Here is a 17,267-nt window from a genome sequence, read left to right on the forward strand (position 1 = left end):
TTATGAATGAAGCCGTCCTGAGAATAATTGATATCCTTGCTAAACGCTTCCGGCTGAAAGGCAGCGAATTCAACCTCGCGCAGGAACTGGAGATAAAGGACCCGGTTACTGAAAAGGGCCTGACGGAAGAAGAGAAAGTTTACGTGAAGAAAAACCTGCTTACCATCATCCAGTATAAGGAATCACATGATGGCACTTCCCTCGTTCCGGTGTCTGTGGTCACCGACCCAAAGAAGCATGAAGAATGGTACGGTGACTGGCTGCAGGAAAATAACAATCCCGCCGACAGCTATTACTGGCACAGGCTCGAGGACTTCCTTTCCATCGAGCTGACAGAAAAATACGGCTATGAGAAAGCCGGCAGGATCATCAGGTCCATCGATGAGGCGACCAGGGTCATCATGCGTAATCTGGCTAATCCGCACAGAACTGAATTTTCCTACAAGGGTCTGGTGGTGGGATATGTTCAGAGTGGAAAGACGGCCAATTTTACGGCGCTGATCGCCAAGGCTGCAGATGCAGGGTACAGGCTTATCATTGTTCTGGCGGGGATTCATAAGGTACTGCGCAAACAAACCCAGGTGCGGCTGGATAAAGAGCTGACCGGATACAAGGAAGTCGACACCGAAGAAAATTACATCGACCCGCCCGGAGCGGCGCATCGCTGGACACGGCTGACTACGGCCGAAAACGATTTTTCCGCGAAAAGCCAGGCTGCTTTTAATGTATTGGGCAGGCATGAAACGCCCACGCTGGTCGTGGTAAAGAAAAATACAAGGGTCCTCAACAGCCTGATCCGCTATTTTTCCAAGGCATCACCCGACCTCAGGGCCGGCATTCCCGTGCTGGTGATAGACGATGAAGCCGATCAGGCATCCATCGATACCAATGCCAATAATTCCGACGCGGATCTCAGCAAAACGAACGACAGTATCAGAAGGCTGCTCAAACTATTCAGCAAAAAGGCGTACGTAGGCTATACGGCGACACCTTTCGCCAATGTCCTTATAGACATGGGCAGCTTCCTTGATACGCATGAAGATGATCTGTATCCGCGCAACTTTATCGTGTCTCTTCCGGAGCCCCAGGGATATTTCGGCTCTTCCATGATTTTCAGCGGCGATCTTGCGGAAAGGTTTGTAAAAAACATACCCGACGAGTCCGGTCAGCTGATCCGCGAACGTGCAATGGGCGTCCATCTGTCGGAAGCTATCGACCTTTTCCTCCTTTCCTGCGCTGTCCGGAACCTGCGTGGAGACAGCCGGAAACCCATGAGCATGCTGGTGCATGTGACGCACATCGTGACCCAGATGTCGGCGATCTATGAGCTTATATATGACTATGTAAGGATGATCACCGGGCGGTATGGAAACAACGAGCACGCTGCTGTGCTGAAAGAGGAATATGCTCAGCTCTGGGTATCCTTCAGCGCCGACGCGGAAGCTATCAATAAAGGTTTGCATATTGACAGGTCGCTGCCGGCTTTCGATGAGGTCTGGGAGGAACTGGCGGACGTGCTTTCCGCCCTCAGAATCCTGGAGCTTAACAGCAGCAGTTATGACAAGCTGGACTACTCCACCGATGAAGAAGTAAAAGTCATTGCTGTGGGGGGCAACCAGCTGTCCCGGGGGCTGACGCTGGAGGGGCTGATGATGAGCTATTATCTGAGGGCCAGCAAACAGTACGACACTTTACTGCAGATGGGCAGGTGGTTCGGATACAGACAGGGTTATGAAGACCTGACAAGGGTATTCACCACTGGGCATATCTGGGAATCTTTCGAACACCTGTCCCTGGTGGAAAGCGAATTGCGGAGCGAGATTTACCGGTATGAAGACGATGGGCTGACTCCTTTGGATATGGCTGTGTCCATAAGAGCGCATCACACCCTCACTGTAACGGCTCCTAATAAAATGGGCGCCGCCAGGTTCAGAAAGATATCCTACAGCAAATCCATTAACCAGACCATCTGGCTGCCCCTGGATAATCCGGACATGCTGGAAGAAAATTACCGGCTGGGCGAAAGTTTTATCGCAGCGATAGGAGGGGCCGGCGGGTTCAGGACTGTATCCGGCAGTGGCGTTTTTCTGGCAGACAGGAAGGCCGACGGGCGCCAGGTGCTGGAGGATTTTCTGGCCAGGTACAGATTTGTCGGTAAGGAAGGCATGTATGGACCTGGCCTGGATCATGGACGGCTGCTGGAATACATCAACAGGAGAATCACCGGATTCAGCCCGGAGCTGACACAATGGTCTGTGGCGGTAGCAGGCAACCTGAAACCACAGTATAAGGGAGACCCTGTTCTTTATGGAGGACTCCGGATCAACAGGCCCGGAAGAAGCAGAAAGTATACGGAAAAAGGTTATAACATCGGCGTACTGACTGAGTCCGACCATTTAAAGATAGACTTAGGGCATGATGCTGCCGATCCTTATGATGGCAGGACGGCTCAGAACCCATTGCTCCTGCTATACCTGATTGCAAAGGATAGCAAATCATCAACTCAAAAGCCCAATCCCACTGTCAATGAGAGAATTGATCTGTTTCAGGGGATTGAGACGGAACATAAGGATGTGCTGGGCATTGCCATAGTTCTGCCGGAAAGTCCGCAAGAGCCCAGTGATTACATAGGGCAGTAATCGCTCCCGAATGGATAACAGTTGGGACAGGACAAGATAATCTGCAAGTTTAACTTTGTCCAAAACGCTTTCAGAATGACTACCTCCGGCTCTTTCAGGAACTTCATTTTTAAAGAGAACGCAGACCTGTTACTTTGGGCAGGCTGTCTGCTGATATTGCATTTTATCCTCCTTAAGATTTACTATCCATACGCTGTTATATTTGGCGACAGCAGCGAATATGTCCGGGCTGCATGGCATAATACACAACTGACGGCCTGGCCGATTGGCTATTCAAAATTACTCGGATGGATACATACGCTTACCAGAAAAGACTGGGCAATCGTGATTTTTCAATACCTGCTGCTGGAAGCCGCCGTCCTTTACCTCTATTTTACTGTATTGTACCTGCTGCGTCCGGGGAAATGGGTGAAGCTGCTTATTCTTTTTTTCCTGGTAATGAATCCTTTTATCCTGTCCATAACAAATTATATTTTATCGGATGCAATATTCGCCGCCCTGACGATTTTCTGGTTTTCCATAATGATGTGGTATCTGCATAAGCCGCGGCCAATCCTGGTGTACCTGCTCGTATTTGCTAATTTACTGTTGTTCTCTTTAAGATATTATGCCGCCTTTTATCCTTTGATTACTGTCCCTGTTATTTTGTTTTCAAAAGTGCGCTGGTGGGTAAAGGTATCCGGACTAGTCCTGGGTTGCCTGCTGTTTATCGGATTTATCTGGTATACGGCATCATTATTTGAAAAACAATCAGGCATCCGGGATTTTTCTCCCTTTTCCGGCTGGCAACTGGCAGGTAATGCGTTGATCATGTACCGACATATTTCTCATCGGGAACAGGATACACCACCGCCGGCCCTGCGATCATTGCACCAGCTGGTTTTGAAGGAAATGAACAATCCGGAATCGCCGATCAATGGGATTCCGGACAGGCGGCTGGTGATTTATTTCACCTGGGATGCACGTAGTCCCTTGATGCAATATTGTGGTATGAAGTTAAGTATCCATCCGCTGACTTCGGATCTGCCGAAGTGGTCCTCGGTAGGAAAGCTCTATCATGACTATGGCGTTTATCTCATAAAAAGACATCCTGTTGAATACATCAGGTACTATGTCGGGCAGGGCTTAGACTGGTTTATAAGCCCCAGAGCAGAATTTACCAACGTTTATCCACAGGGAGGATATGAGATCCCTGGTATTGTAAATGACTGGTTCGGATATAATTCAGACTGGCTGCCATGCAGCCCGGATTCCCTTTATTCAATTGCCATGTTTCCACAAATAATTACCATACTTAATGCGCTGGTATTAATCGGGGTAATTATTTTTTTCTTTCGCAGGTGCCATGTTGCTGAAGGTAGTTTAACTACTAAGGTTCTGATTTTTTTTATGACATATTGGTCGGGGAATTTTCTGTTTATTATATTTTCGGCGCCTGCAACACTCAGATATGCTTTATCTATCATGATCCTGGATATAGTGTTTGTGCCAATGCTTTTTGAGTTTATTTTGCGTTCGGCGAGGAAGAAAATAGCCCTGCAACACACAATCGGGGACAAACGCCGGTCGGAAATTTTTGTGTAGATTTGGTTCACAATACAAACAATGGGAAAGCGTCTCTTACTCCTGTTTTTAGCTTTACGGGAATTTGCCGCTATGGCGCAAAACCCCGACAGCGCCACGTTCCTCCTGCATAAATTCGCCCAGAACATCGGCAAGGAAAGCTATATCGTCCATCACACCGACTCTGGTCTCTTTTATGACGTAACATTCAAGTTCACGGACAGAGGCACCCCGGTGCCCCTGAAAGCCCGCCTGGGGATCACTGCTAAGTACGACCCCCTGAGCTTATGGATAAAAGGGAATACGTCCCGGTTTTCTACGATCAACGATAGCATCGTCATACACGGCAGGACGGCGTCTATCCGAGTGGATGACAGCACCTATAGTCGCGATCTATCGAAGCAAAGCTTTCTTGTCGCCGGCTATGCGCCTGGCACGGTGCAGATGATGCTGCTGAAATACTGGGAAAGCCATGGCAAACCCGACAGCATCTCCATATTGCCCAGCGGTACCGTGAGGATCCGCAAGGACGGGGCGGATGAGGTAGGACCCATGCTTCTGGACCGCTATGTCATCAGCGGCCTCGTATGGGGCAATGAGCTGCTGTGGACAGGCCCTGGCGACCAGCTGTTGTGTATTATCACCAATGACGCGGAAGGGGATAAGCTGGAAATAATGCAGGAACAATATGAATCCTTGCTGCCCCGATTGCTGAGATCCGCGGCCATGCATGGGATGCAGCTGTTTACAAAGGAAATGGCAGGCGCACGGGGCGGAAAAGCGTCCGGTGTGGGTCAGGATGTGTCTTCCTTCTTCGGCAAGGGCCCCTCTTCCCTTTCCGGCAAGTATGGCGCGTCCCTTGGCAAAGCACAGCCCACGGCCATTGTAGGCGGTACCCTGATAGATGTCGTGAGTGGGGTGGCGATGAAGGATGCTGTAGTGTTAATAGATGGCGGATTGATCAAGGCTGTCGGAAAAGCCGGGGAGTTGGCCGTTCCGGCTGGGTACACCGTCGTCCACGCTGAAGGCAAGACCATCCTGCCCGGCCTCTGGGACATGCATGCCCATTTCGAGCAGGCCGAATGGGGACCGGCCTACCTGGCGGCGGGTGTGACCACCGTGCGGGATTGCGGCAACGAATTCGAATACATCGATGCTATCCAGGGAGCTATCGATGGCGGGAAGGGGGTGGGACCGCATATCTTAAAGGCAGGCATCATCGACGGACCTGGCCCCATGGGCTTAGGGATCGTACGTGCGTCAACGGCTGAAGAGGCCGTGGCCATCGTGAGAAAATACAAGGAGCATGGATTTGTTCAGATCAAGATCTATAGTTCGGTGACCCCGCCCGTGGTAAAGGCCATCTGCGATGAGGCCCACCGGCTGGGCCTGACGGTGACAGGCCATATCCCCGAGGGCATGACCCTGCAGCAGGGCGTCGATTCCGGCATGGACATGATCAATCATATCCAGTATGTCTACCAGGTGATGAAGAGGAATAAGGACAGGAGCGTGGACCTCACGGACAGCACGAACCAGGAGGTGCTGCGGTTTGTCAAGGCGCACGGGACTGTGATCGACCCGACCCTAGGCGTTTTCGAGATGATCTTCCGCAATACAAAGGACGATATCACCCAGATGGAGCCTGCCTACCAGACCCTGCCCCTGCCACTGCAGGCGCTGTTCAGGAACATGGGCATGGCGCCGGATGTGGCGCCCCGTTATAAGCCCATCATGGCCAGTGCGGAAAAGATCACCAAGGCGCTGTTTGACGCAGGCGTTCCTATAGTGGCCGGCACAGACATGGGATTCCCCGGCTACAGCGTGGCCCGGGAGCTGGAACTCTATGTGGACGCGGGCTTTACCCCCCTGGAAGCGATCCAGTCCGCCACCATCGTTCCGGCACAGGTGATGAAGCTGGATAAAGTGACAGGCCGCATTGCGCCCGGCTTTAGGGCGGACCTGGTCATCGTGGAAGGAGACCCATTGGCCCGCATACGGGATATCCGGAATGTGCGTACGGTGGTGAAGGATGGCCGGGTGTATGATCCGGTGGTCCTTCATGGATTGGCGGGATTTGGAAAATAGGCCCCGGGCAATAAGCATGCGCCAACGGACGTTCTCTTTTTTTTTAATATTATGTTATATAGGGGACCTATTCTGTTAATAGCCTTATTAACATTACTATCCAATATCCCGCCCACCGACTTTGCGCTTTCCCTGACAACGACGGTGCGGCAAGCCGACTGTGGCGGCAATGGCGCCACGATCACCATCAATGCCAGCGGCGGCACGATGCCTTATGCGTATAGCCTTGATGGCGTCAATTACCAGCTAAGTAATCTTTTCAATGTATCGGTGGGGGCTTTCCAGGCCTATGTTAAGGACGCCAATGGGGTTGTCAATTCCACCAGTGTGACTATTTCCAAGCATTGTCTCCAGGTCATTGCCGACGGTACGGACCCCGACTGTACGAATACAGGGGGTAAGATCACGGCAGTGGCTTCCAATGGCGTCGAGCCCTATACGTATTCCATCGATGCAACGAACTGGCAGGCCTCTCCGGACTTTACGGGCCTGGTGGCGGGCAGCTACACCGTATATGTGCTGGATGGCGCGGGACAGGGGAGCGCCGGCTTTGTAACGCTGGCGGTCGTCTGTATCCAGGCTGTCGCGACGCCTACCGATGCTACCTGCGGAAAGAACAATGGCACGATTAGTGTTCTTGCCACGGGTGGCCAGGGCGCTTATCATTATTCGCTGGATGCCGTGAATTTCCAGGATGATCCTCTGTTTACGGGCCTGGCGCCGGGACCTTATTCCATCACCGTGAAGGATGATAAGGGGCACACCGGCACGACCAGTGCTGTTGTTGCTTCTGCTGTGGGGCCAGGTATCTCGACTTCACCCGTGACGGCTTCGTGTGCGGATAATGATGGCTCGGTGTTAGTGTCAGGGCAAGGAGGGGTGCCTCCTTTTCACTTTTCGCTGGATGGCGGTGGCTTTCTGAGCTCGGGCGCCTTTGACCATCTGCGCTCCGGCGATCACGTGGCAGCCGTAAAGGATGCCAACGGCTGTACTGCTACGCAGACGGTGAATATACCTTTGATCAATACATTGACGGTGGATGGGGGGGCAGACATACCCATTTGCGAGGGAAAGGGCGCGATCATCCAAGCATCGTCCAATGGCGCCACTTTTAGCTGGTCGCCTGCCGCAGGCCTGGATAATCCCTCCGTAATGCAGCCGAAGGCTTCACCTATGACAAGCACCACCTATTATCTAACGGCCCATGACGGGCCTTGCCAAAAGACCGCGTCCGTAAATGTCGTGGTAAGCCCCGCGCCCGTCGCCAGCGCGGCCGCTGTAGCGCCTATCTGCTATGGCCTGTCCACGCAGCTGCAGGGCAGCGGGAGCATGTATTTTAGTTGGAGCCCTGCGGACTACCTCAGTGATCCGACAGTTGCGGACCCCGTGGTGAGCAAGCCCGCTCAGTCCATGACCTATCGTCTGACGGTGAGGGATGGGAATGGCTGTCAGTCCCTGCAGTCGGCTGTGGTGACCGTCGCCGTTATCCCGCCGCCAAGGCTATTTGCGGGCAATGACACCTCCATCCTGGCCGGACAGCCCCTGCCCTTGCACGCGGTGGATGTCGATGGTATCGGCTTAGGCCAGTGGAACTGGACCCCCCCGGTGGAGCTGGACAATGCGTACATACAGGACCCGCTGGCGCGGCCTACGCAAAGCGTAACCTATACGGTGACGGCCTCGACGGCGGCGGGGTGCGAAGCCACGGCGAGCATTGCCGTAAAGATCTTCAGCGCCTCGGATATTTTCGTCCCAAATGCGTTCACGCCCAACAGGGACGGTCATAACGACCTGCTGCGGGCCCTGCCCGTGGGGATAAAGGAATTCCGTTATTTCGCCGTCTTTTCCCGGTACGGGCAGCGCATTTTCTATACGACAGACCCTTCCGCCGGCTGGAAAGGGGACATCAACGGGCAGTATCAGCCGGCGGGAACCTATGTCTGGATGTCCGGTGGCGTGGACTACAGAGGGGTGCTGGTACAGCGGCAAGGGACCGTCCTGTTGATAAGATGAGATGAATTTTCAGTCGCAGGATTATTTGGCGAACCGCTGAAAGCCCTATATTTGCTGATTCTATAACCATTTTAAAACATAAGGACACATGAACAAGGCCGAACTTATCGACAAGATTGCTGGCGACGCGGAAATTTCGAAGAAAGAAGCTAATGCCGCATTGGACTCTTTTACAGAGGCTATTGCCAAGACATTAAAGAAGGGTGATAAAGTGACCCTGGTTGGTTTTGGTACTTTCTCCGTATCTAAACGTGCTGCACGTACGGGCCGCAATCCTCAAACAGGCGCAACGATAAAGATAAAGGCTAAAAAAGTAGCGAAGTTCAAGGCTGGTAAAGAACTGGCTGGTAAGATCTAGTTACATAAGGCCATTAAGACATGTGAAGCAGCTGGTAAGACCAGCTGCTTTTTTTTATGCCTGGGATGGGTACCATACCCCCCAGGTAAAGAGAGCCCTCCCGGCATTGGGAATGATGTAAGAAAGATGCTTTCAGGCCGTTTTATTATGGTTGACTCAAAATGTGCTGGCTTCAATTTTATTAACAAGAAAATAGTTCTTTGGACGAATGAGATAGCCTGTAACGATCCAGATACCCTGCTAATTCGCTGGCTTGACAACAAGACCTTCATGACAAAGAGTACTCAGCGATATAGCGAGCATTGCCCCCCTTCAATTGATTTATATAGAGTTATTTCTTTCGACGGCCGGCTATTAACACTGAAGCGAATCTGGACAGGCTGGAGTAAGCGGGAAGATAATATTAACTCTGAAGACTATACGTTGCAGCTTGTCAAAAAAGGTTAGGGGTGGATCCACGGATTTAGAAATGCTTTCGAGACTGGCAATTTTCATAAGTGCGATTTTGATACCTTGGTAAGCCGTTATTTGGTATATTTCGGGGTAATAATTCAAAATATGTTTACAGCAAAGTGGTCGTTTTTATTCATAACCTGTTTTTTTTCGATGGTTGCCACTAGCCAGACTGTATCACATTCTGCCGTCGATACCTCCCTTTATGCGATTCTTGACTATGATTCAAGCGTCGATATGGCAATGATTACGGGGTTTTATAAGGCCAGGACGACTACTCTATCGATTGACGAGATAAATGACATGGAGCAAATAGTCGATAGTTCCTATCAGGAATATAATAGAAAAAATCCGCGCAGACAATTATTGGGACCGCTTTCCACATATAAAAGACAATATGTTGCTATTGTCAATGAGAAAGGGCAAAAGGAGGTATGGATCAACTTCTTTTGTTCTTCCTTTGGTGCTGGTTGGAAGCATCATGTACTCATAGTTGACGATGGTGGGGTTTGTTTCTTTCAATTGACAATCAATCTCTACAGCAGAAGGGCTGGCGAGCTTATTCCCAATGGCGTCGCTTAAAGAGAGATGGCGTCCAGGATGGCTAGACTGGTTAAGGGTAGAAATGCGCAATTGCGTTTTGGTTGCGGCTATGGAATGATTTTCGAAATGGCGAAGCGAATTTCTAACGGTCCTGCATTTTTAAAACCCCAGGTTTAGCTGGTTCTCTGCCACACCTTTCGCCACCCTTTCATGCTTCTTATTCGCCACCACATTCTGCAGGGTCCATTCGATCTTTTCTTCGAAAGCATGCTTGCGCACAGAGCAATTCTCTTTTGTACAGATGGAACATTGAAAATCCATGCAGGCGTCCGTATGGACGAAGAACTCGATGGACTCCCCGAACTCTTTGCGGATGAGGGCCGTCAGCACGTCGATCTCCGCATGGGCTTCCACGAGGTTGAGGTACCAGGGCAGGGTGAGGTGGCAATCGACGTGCAGGAGGCCGCCGTATTTGATCACCCGCAGGTTGTGCAGGTCTACCCAGTTCTCCCGGCGGTGGTTGTTGAGATAGGCCACCATATGGCGGAGCAGCTGCAGGTCCGCCTCGTCCATGATGCCGGCGATGGAGCGGCGCAGGATGCGATAACCCGTATAGATGATGATGCCCGCGAAGAGGAGGGAGACGAGGGCATCCAGGATGACGAGCTTCGTGTACCAGATAATGACGAGCCCGATGATGATGCCCGCCGTGGAATACGTGTCAGTCTGGAGGTGCCGGCCGCTGGCCTGCAGGGCCATAGAGCCGTTCTTCCTGCCTTTATAGATGCTGAAGGACCCGACGATGAAGTTGACAATGGCCGTGAAAGCCACCAGGTAGATGCCCTTGTCCAGTTTCAGGATGACATGAGGGTGGATGAAATCCATGATGGCCTCGTAGATGATGATCAGCCCCGCCATGATGACCAGGGAGCCTTCGACGGCAGCGGAGAGGAATTCGGCCTTGCCGTGACCATACGGGTGGTCTTCGTCGCTGGGCTTGGCCGCGATGTAGAGGCTATACAGGCCAATGAAGCCCGCGATGACATTCACCGTGCTTTCCAGCGCGTCGGTCAGCACGGCGACGGATTGGGTAAGGTAATAGGCCGCCAGCTTCACAAAGAAGAGGACGACCGAGATGGCAGCGACCCATTGCTGCATCCGGATATTTTCTTTTCCTTTTTCCAAGGTTCCTGAGAAATGGTTTAATTAAGATTGCGCTGTCTCTTTGCGACGAAGACGCTGGAAGAACAGCCGCACGGCCTTTGCCATGCGAAAATAGAATTCCTTATTGAACAACTGCGAATCATGCAGCGCTTTATACACGAGGAAGATCCCTATCGGGGTCAGGACATAAGTGGCCATCCACATGCCGCCAAACGGCGTCAGGACGTCCTCTTTGGCGAATTTCTTACCGAAATTGTTTAGCAGGAAGAAGATGACGAAAAAGACCACCGCAAAGATCAGGGGCATACCGATCCCCCCTTTGCGGATGATGGAGCCCAGGGGCGCCCCGATGAGGAACATCACCAGGCAGGCGACAGAAAGGGTCAGCTTCTCATGCCAGGCAATGCGATGGACCACCAGCTCATTCTCCTGGTTGCCATACAGGAAAGCAGGCTGGTCCAGCTGGATCTTGACGGAGCTCAGCGCTGAAATGGCGTGCTCTACCACGGTGCTGCGGGTACTGTCCGGTAGGTAGTCGCGGAGGGTGGGGTCGGGGGGAGGAGGGGGCGGCTTCGAGCTTTGAGCTGTGAGCTGCGAGCTGCGAGCTTTGAGTTTTGAGCTATCAGTGGGGTGTTTGGAGGTGTCCTTATGGTTGGCATTGTTATGTGCAAGGTCTTTGTGGGTGCTGTCTTTACGCGTGCTATCCCTGTGCGCAAGGTCCTTGTGGGTACTGTCTTTATGGGCGACGTCTTTATGTGTGCTGTCTTTGTGGCTGGTGTCGGGCCTGGCGGGAGGGATGGAGGTGCCTACCGGCGTCGTCACGGGAGGGGTTGGCAGGCTGGCCTTGGCCAGGAGGTAGCGGGATTCGATCTTAGGCAGCTTCTCCACTTCGGCCCAGCCCGTGGTGTCCAGCATCCGGGAGAATTTTAGACCATTGCTGAGGTCGGTGGCTGCCCTTTTACGATAGATCTCGTTCTGCTTTTTCAGGCTGTCGATGTTCCGGCCCAGCTGGGTCATGGTCAGCATCTGGTAGTTGTTCTTAAAAGCGCTGTCTTCGGTCTTGTTGAGCTTGAAGGAGCTAAGGTCCAGGATCTTCGTGTATTCCTTAAAGCCCATCCGGATGAAGTCGTTGGTAGTGGACATCCTGTCCCCCTTGCCTTCCTGGTAGATCCACCCGTTCTGGAGAACGAACATCAGCGAGTGTTTATCCGGGGTGACCACCATCTTGCCTTTTTCCGCGATGATGATATCGTCCTGCTGGCCCGAGTAGTTCTGCTGGTAGATCACCACGCTGCGGATGGTGGAGTCATCCTTTTCCTTTTTCCCGATCTTGATGACATACCCTTCGATCTTATCGTAGAAAACGCCCTCTTTGATGTCGAAGGCGGGCTTGCTGACGATGATGTCGTATTTCAGCGTATTCATCTTCAGGTTAGCCACGGGGATGATGTTGTTGTTGAAAAGAAAGGCCACATAGCAGATGACGAGCGAGATAAAGAACAGGGGCCGCATGAAACGCAGGAGGGAGATCCCTGCCGACTTGATGGCGATGAGCTCGAAGGTCTCGCCCAGGTTGCCCAGGGTCATGATAGAGGACAGCAGCACGGCCAGGGGGAGGGCCAGGGGCACTAAGGTGGCGCTGACATACAGGATCAGGCGGGCTACCGTGATCATGTCCACGCCCTTGCCTACGATGTCGTCGATGTACAGCCAGAAGAACTGCAGCACCAGCACGAAGAGGGTGATGAAGAACGTGGCGATGAAAGGCCCGACGAAGGCCTTTATGATCAGCAGATCCAGTTTTTTGAGCGGACTTTTCGGCACAGGAACTACGCTTGGTGAATTGATGGTATCTTGTGTAACGTATGGACGCCGCAAAAGTACAACTTTCAAAAGAGGAATTGGCGCTGGTGAGTGATCCCGGCTGGATTTTAACGAAGAATTCAATCATGGGGCGGGCGGTGGCGCTTTTTGCCGAGCTGAGCGGCGAGATGCAGAGAGCTGCAAGCTTCAAGCTGCAAGCTGCAAGCGTCTGGGAAGCTATCAGCAGTGAGCTGCGAGCTGCGAGCCAGGGATTGGATAAGTGGCCGGCGAATTGGGATACGCCTAAGATATCAAAAGGGGAGAATTATCTGGGGTTGCCTTACGTGATGCTGGACTATCCCCGCCTGTTCACCCGGGAGCATGTGCTGGCCATCCGCACCATGTTCTGGTGGGGCCATTATTTCAGCGTGACCTTACACCTGAAAGGACGGATGCAGGAGATGTTCCTGCCCGTTATACAGCGACATACGCAGGAACTGGCGGATGCGGGCTTTCATATTGCCATCTCGGAGGATGAATGGCGGCATGAGGTGGAGGGTGATAACTATCGCCCCTTAGAGGAAGCTACAAGCTTCAAGCTTCTAGCTGCAAGCGAAGGTCGTCCCTTCCTGAAGCTGTCCGCAACCTGCGGCCTCGATAAATGGAATAAAGCCCCGGAGATCCTGATGGGGCTTTATAAAGTATTGATCAACGCTTTGTCGGAATGACATTAATTCCCCAGGCGATGGAACAGGTCTTTTACCTGGTAGCTCCACAACTGACTCTGGTCTTTGATCTCCGTCTTGTTGGCAAAATCTTTTATAACGAGGATGGTCTGATTAGTGACCTCTGATTTTTCTATGCGGAACTCGAAGAACTCTTCCTGGGGCGCATGCTGCCAGTGGAAGCGGATGTATTTCTCTACTTCGCTTTCCATCACATCCGCCCTGTCTGTTGAACCATTCCAGGAAAAGCTGAAAACATTATCCCGTTCATCTACTTTATCTGCAAACCACTCCTGCAGCCCGGCGGGAGTGCTAAGGAATTCGTATAATATCGAAGGTGAACATCTTACAGGGTATTCTAACGTAAAAAGTTGTTTCTTACTCATCTATTGATCATATTGAATCTGTATACCAAACGCGGCATGTGCAATTATAGACAAATAATCGTACCGTCAAAATTTTTTTTAACCCCCTTTTAAGGCCTTAAATCGGTTGAAACCAGTACTATTTTGCCATAAACCACCTGATATCCAGCTTCTTACCAAAAAAAATTTGGTTTCGTGACCGAAAAATGATATATTGGTGTTTGCATCTACCTGAAAATAAAGTTGACGGCATTGGTATAAGAAAAGCACTATTTATTCGTTTCTAATTAGTTCGACACTTAAAACCTTAAACCTTAAAAAAAACCCTTTAAAAAAGACCTCTGCCTATGAGTATGCGTCAACTCAAGATCACGAAGAGTATAACAAATCGTGAGTCCCAGAGCCTTGAGAAGTACCTGCAGGAGATTGGAAAGGTAGAGCTGATCACTCCCGAAGAGGAAGTAAAGCTCGCTGTCCGTATCAAGCAGGGCGATCAACCGGCCCTCGACAAGCTAACTAAGGCCAATCTGAGATTTGTGGTATCTGTGGCTAAACAGTACCAGAACCAGGGGCTTTCCCTACCGGACCTCATCAATGAGGGGAATCTGGGTTTGATCAAGGCGGCACAACGCTTTGACGAGACCCGGGGTTTCAAATTCATTTCTTACGCAGTATGGTGGATACGTCAAAGTATCCTGCAGGCGCTGGCCGAGCAATCCCGTATTGTCCGTCTTCCGCTGAATAAAGTTGGCCTGACCAACCGTATTCAGAAAGCCTATTCCACCCTGGAGCAGGAATTCGAGCGGGAGCCGTCTGCCGAAGAGCTGGCCGAGCTGCTGGAGCTGGACATCGAGGAAGTTTCGTCCACCCTGGGCATCGCCGCCCGGCACGTGAGCATGGATACGCCCTTGTCCGAAGGGGAAGAAAACACCCTGATCGACGTCCTGGAGAATCCCAATGCAGAAAGGGCCGAGACCAACATCGAGCACAAGGAATCCCTCAAACAGGAGATCGACCGCAGCCTTAAAACGTTGACGGAAAGGCAGAAAGAGGTCATCTGCTTCTTCTTCGGCATCGGGGTGGACCATCCCATGAGCCTGGAGGACATTGGGGAGAAGTTCAACCTCACCCGGGAGCGCGTCCGCCAGATCAAGGACAAGGCGATCACCAAGCTGAGGAGCAACACCAGGAGCAAGATGCTCAGGAGCTATTTGGGAGTGTAATTGGCTGCAAGCGACAAGCTTCAAGCTACAAGTTGGATTGTTTAAGTAAAAGATATAAATATTGAGATAAAGATTTACTCTACAGAACGAACCGGAGGTTCGTTGTCCATACACGAGCGAAGCGAAGGGTACGACCGAGGAGGAGCGTGACGAAGCAGCTCTGACGAAGGTCTCAGATATTAGATTTTTCCGGAAAATGAGTTACATTTTTTTAGAACTCGTTTTCCGGACATTTTTTTGTAATTTTGGCATCCTATTTTAAGTGAATACGTGGTTGTATTCACTTTTTTCATTTTTACAGTCAAAGATGCAAAAATATGTTTGAAAATCTCAGCGAACGGCTGGAGTCGGCATTTAAGCAGATCAAGGGCGAGGGCCGGATCACCGAGCTGAATATTGCGGCAACGGTAAAGGACATCCGCAGGGCGCTGATCGACGCGGACGTGAACTATAAGATCGCCAAGGATTTCACCGACGTCGTGCGGGAGAAGGCCATGGGCCAGAAAGTGCTGACGGCCGTAAGTCCCGGTCAGCTGATGGTGAAGATCGTCAAGGACGAGCTGGCAGAGCTGATGGGCGGACAGGAGAGCGAGCTGAACGCTAAGGGCAGTCCCGCCGTCATTCTCATCGCCGGCCTCCAGGGTAGCGGTAAGACCACTTTCAGCGGCAAGCTGGCCAATTACCTGAAGACCCGTAAAGGCCTGTCCCCCTTGCTGGTGGCAGCCGATATCTACCGCCCGGCGGCTATCGAGCAGCTGAAAGTATTGGGAGGCCAGATCGGCGTGGACGTCTACAGCGACCCCGAGAACAAGGACGCCGTCAAGATCGCCCAGGACGCCATCAAGGAGGCCCGGAGCAAGAACAAGAATGTAGTCATCATCGATACGGCCGGTCGTCTCGCAGTGGACGAGGCCATGATGAAAGAAGTCGCCGCCATCAAAGGGGCCGTCAATCCCGGCGAGATCCTCTTTGTCGTGGACTCCATGACCGGTCAGGACGCCGTCAACACGGCCAAAGCCTTCAACGACCGGCTTGATTTCTCCGGCGTGGTGCTGACCAAGCTGGACGGCGATACCCGCGGTGGGGCCGCCATTTCCATCAAATACACCGTCAATAAGCCCATCAAATTCATCAGCAGCGGGGAAAAGCTCGATACTTTGGACGTTTTCTACCCCGAGCGGATGGCCCAGCGTATCCTGGGGATGGGCGATATCACCACCCTGGTGGAGAAGGCCCAGGCCCAATTCGACGAGGCGGAGGCCAAAAAGCTGGAGAAAAAGATCCGCAAGAACCAGTTCGATTTCGAGGATTTCAAGCAGCAGCTGGAGCAGATCAAGCGGATGGGCAATATCAAGGACCTGCTGGGGATGATCCCCGGGGTCGGTAAGGCCGTCAAGGACATCGACATCAGCGACGACGCTTTCAAGGGCATCGAGGCCATAATCAACTCCATGACGCCGTTTGAAAGGGCAAACCCGGACGTAATTGACCAGAGCCGACGGAAAAGGCTCGCCGGGGGCAGCGGCAAGGATCTCAACGAGATCAACGCTTTTCTGAAGCAATTCGACCAGATGAAGCAGATGATGAAAATGATGAATAAGATGCCGATGGGTATGGGGGGCAGAATGGGAATGGGGAAACGGTAGCCGAGTGAATAACTGGCGGAAAAACAGCCATTTTGGCGGTGAAAATGCCACGATCCGAAAGGTTAATTTTTTCCACCATTTATAAAATTCCGGGTTTAGGATTCGCAGAAAAGGTTTCGATGTATTATTTTTGAATTATTACTTGCAGATCGCTACATTTGCGGTCCAAAAAAGAAGAAAGCAACCTTATTTGTTCACGCATTTAAATTTCTATTTAAGATGCCAGTTAAAATCAGACTGCAACGCCACGGGTCTAAGAAAAGACCATTTTATTTCATCGTAGTAGCCGATGCCCGTGCGCCAAGGGATGGTAAATTCATCCAGAAGATCGGTACGTACAATCCCCTCACTGTTCCTGCTTCCGTTCAATTAGATCGCCAAAAAGCGCTTGATTGGCTGCACAAAGGTGCTCAACCCACTGACACAGTGAGAAGGATCCTCTCTTACAAAGGTGTTCTCTATTTGAAACACTTACTGCGTGGTGTCAAATTAGGTTTATTCGATGACGCGGCTGCCATGGAGAAATTCCAGAAATGGCATTCCGAACACGAAGTACAGATGAAGAAGCGCCAGGAAGAGAACAGGCGCGCCAAGGGTGGTCCCAGAAGGGGTCCCGGCGGTCCTGGTATGAGAAGGCCGGAGAGAAGGCCTGAAGGTCCTGCACAAGCTTAGGCTAAGTGTAAG

General features: G+C 51.6%; 13 protein-coding genes. 10 read left to right on the top strand and 3 right to left on the bottom strand.

Annotated features, from left to right (window positions below; all coding sequences use genetic code 11):
* Positions 1-2 precede the first annotated feature (2 nt).
* The 6 genes from Q4E93_RS21155 (at position 3) to Q4E93_RS21180 (ending at position 9,696) form a co-directional block, all read left to right on the top strand.
* Positions 3-2,639: a Z1 domain-containing protein gene (locus Q4E93_RS21155; protein WP_303588645.1), complete on the top strand. Its 2,637-nt coding sequence runs from the start codon at positions 3-5 to the stop codon at positions 2,637-2,639.
* A 156-nt stretch (positions 2,640-2,795) separates the two neighbouring features.
* Entirely contained in the window at positions 2,796-4,223 is a 1,428-nt protein-coding gene (locus Q4E93_RS21160) for a hypothetical protein (protein WP_303588647.1), read from the top strand.
* Between the two features lie 21 nt (positions 4,224-4,244).
* Positions 4,245-6,290 (top strand): amidohydrolase family protein, encoded by a 2,046-nt coding sequence (locus Q4E93_RS21165; protein ID WP_303588648.1) that lies wholly within the window; start codon positions 4,245-4,247, stop codon positions 6,288-6,290.
* Between the two features lie 51 nt (positions 6,291-6,341).
* Positions 6,342-8,303: a T9SS type B sorting domain-containing protein gene (locus Q4E93_RS21170; protein ID WP_303588650.1), complete on the top strand. Its 1,962-nt coding sequence runs from the start codon at positions 6,342-6,344 to the stop codon at positions 8,301-8,303.
* Between the two features lie 88 nt (positions 8,304-8,391).
* The gene (locus Q4E93_RS21175) at positions 8,392-8,661 is read left to right on the top strand and encodes an HU family DNA-binding protein (RefSeq protein ID WP_303588652.1); all 270 of its coding nucleotides are present in this window, start codon (positions 8,392-8,394) and stop codon (positions 8,659-8,661) included.
* 558 nt (positions 8,662-9,219) lie between these two features.
* Positions 9,220-9,696, top strand: a complete 477-nt coding sequence (locus Q4E93_RS21180) for a hypothetical protein (protein ID WP_303588653.1) — start codon at positions 9,220-9,222, stop codon at positions 9,694-9,696.
* A 120-nt stretch (positions 9,697-9,816) separates the two neighbouring features.
* Here the strand turns inward: Q4E93_RS21180 and Q4E93_RS21185 are convergent, their stop codons facing one another.
* Both Q4E93_RS21185 and Q4E93_RS21190 read right to left on the bottom strand, forming a co-directional pair.
* Positions 9,817-10,842 carry a cation diffusion facilitator family transporter gene (locus Q4E93_RS21185; RefSeq protein ID WP_303588655.1) on the bottom strand — a complete coding sequence of 342 codons (1,026 nt, stop codon included), beginning with the start codon at positions 10,840-10,842 and terminating at the stop codon, positions 9,817-9,819.
* A 21-nt stretch (positions 10,843-10,863) separates the two neighbouring features.
* Positions 10,864-12,645: an LptF/LptG family permease gene (locus Q4E93_RS21190; protein ID WP_303588657.1), complete on the bottom strand. Its 1,782-nt coding sequence runs from the start codon at positions 12,643-12,645 to the stop codon at positions 10,864-10,866.
* A gap of 41 nt (positions 12,646-12,686) precedes the next feature.
* Here Q4E93_RS21190 and Q4E93_RS21195 point away from each other — a divergent pair, with 41 nt between their 5' ends.
* On the top strand, positions 12,687-13,352 hold the full coding sequence (locus Q4E93_RS21195) for a hypothetical protein (RefSeq protein ID WP_303588659.1): 666 nt from the start codon (positions 12,687-12,689) through the stop codon (positions 13,350-13,352).
* 2 nt (positions 13,353-13,354) lie between these two features.
* Here the strand turns inward: Q4E93_RS21195 and Q4E93_RS21200 are convergent, their stop codons facing one another.
* Positions 13,355-13,735, bottom strand: coding sequence for an START-like domain-containing protein (locus tag Q4E93_RS21200; protein WP_303588660.1), 381 nt, complete (start codon positions 13,733-13,735; stop codon positions 13,355-13,357).
* A gap of 326 nt (positions 13,736-14,061) precedes the next feature.
* Between Q4E93_RS21200 and Q4E93_RS21205 the strand changes: the two genes are divergently transcribed.
* The 3 genes from Q4E93_RS21205 (at position 14,062) to rpsP (ending at position 17,255) form a co-directional block, all read left to right on the top strand.
* Positions 14,062-14,937 carry a sigma-70 family RNA polymerase sigma factor gene (locus tag Q4E93_RS21205; protein WP_368501893.1) on the top strand — a complete coding sequence of 292 codons (876 nt, stop codon included), beginning with the start codon at positions 14,062-14,064 and terminating at the stop codon, positions 14,935-14,937.
* Between the two features lie 317 nt (positions 14,938-15,254).
* Positions 15,255-16,583: a signal recognition particle protein gene (gene ffh, locus Q4E93_RS21210; RefSeq protein ID WP_303588661.1), complete on the top strand. Its 1,329-nt coding sequence runs from the start codon at positions 15,255-15,257 to the stop codon at positions 16,581-16,583.
* A gap of 219 nt (positions 16,584-16,802) precedes the next feature.
* Positions 16,803-17,255 (top strand): 30S ribosomal protein S16, encoded by a 453-nt coding sequence (rpsP, locus tag Q4E93_RS21215; protein WP_303588662.1) that lies wholly within the window; start codon positions 16,803-16,805, stop codon positions 17,253-17,255.
* Positions 17,256-17,267 lie beyond the last annotated feature (12 nt).

The organism is Flavitalea plasmicola (assembly GCF_030546645.1).
GTDB lineage: Bacteria > Bacteroidota > Bacteroidia > Chitinophagales > Chitinophagaceae > Puia.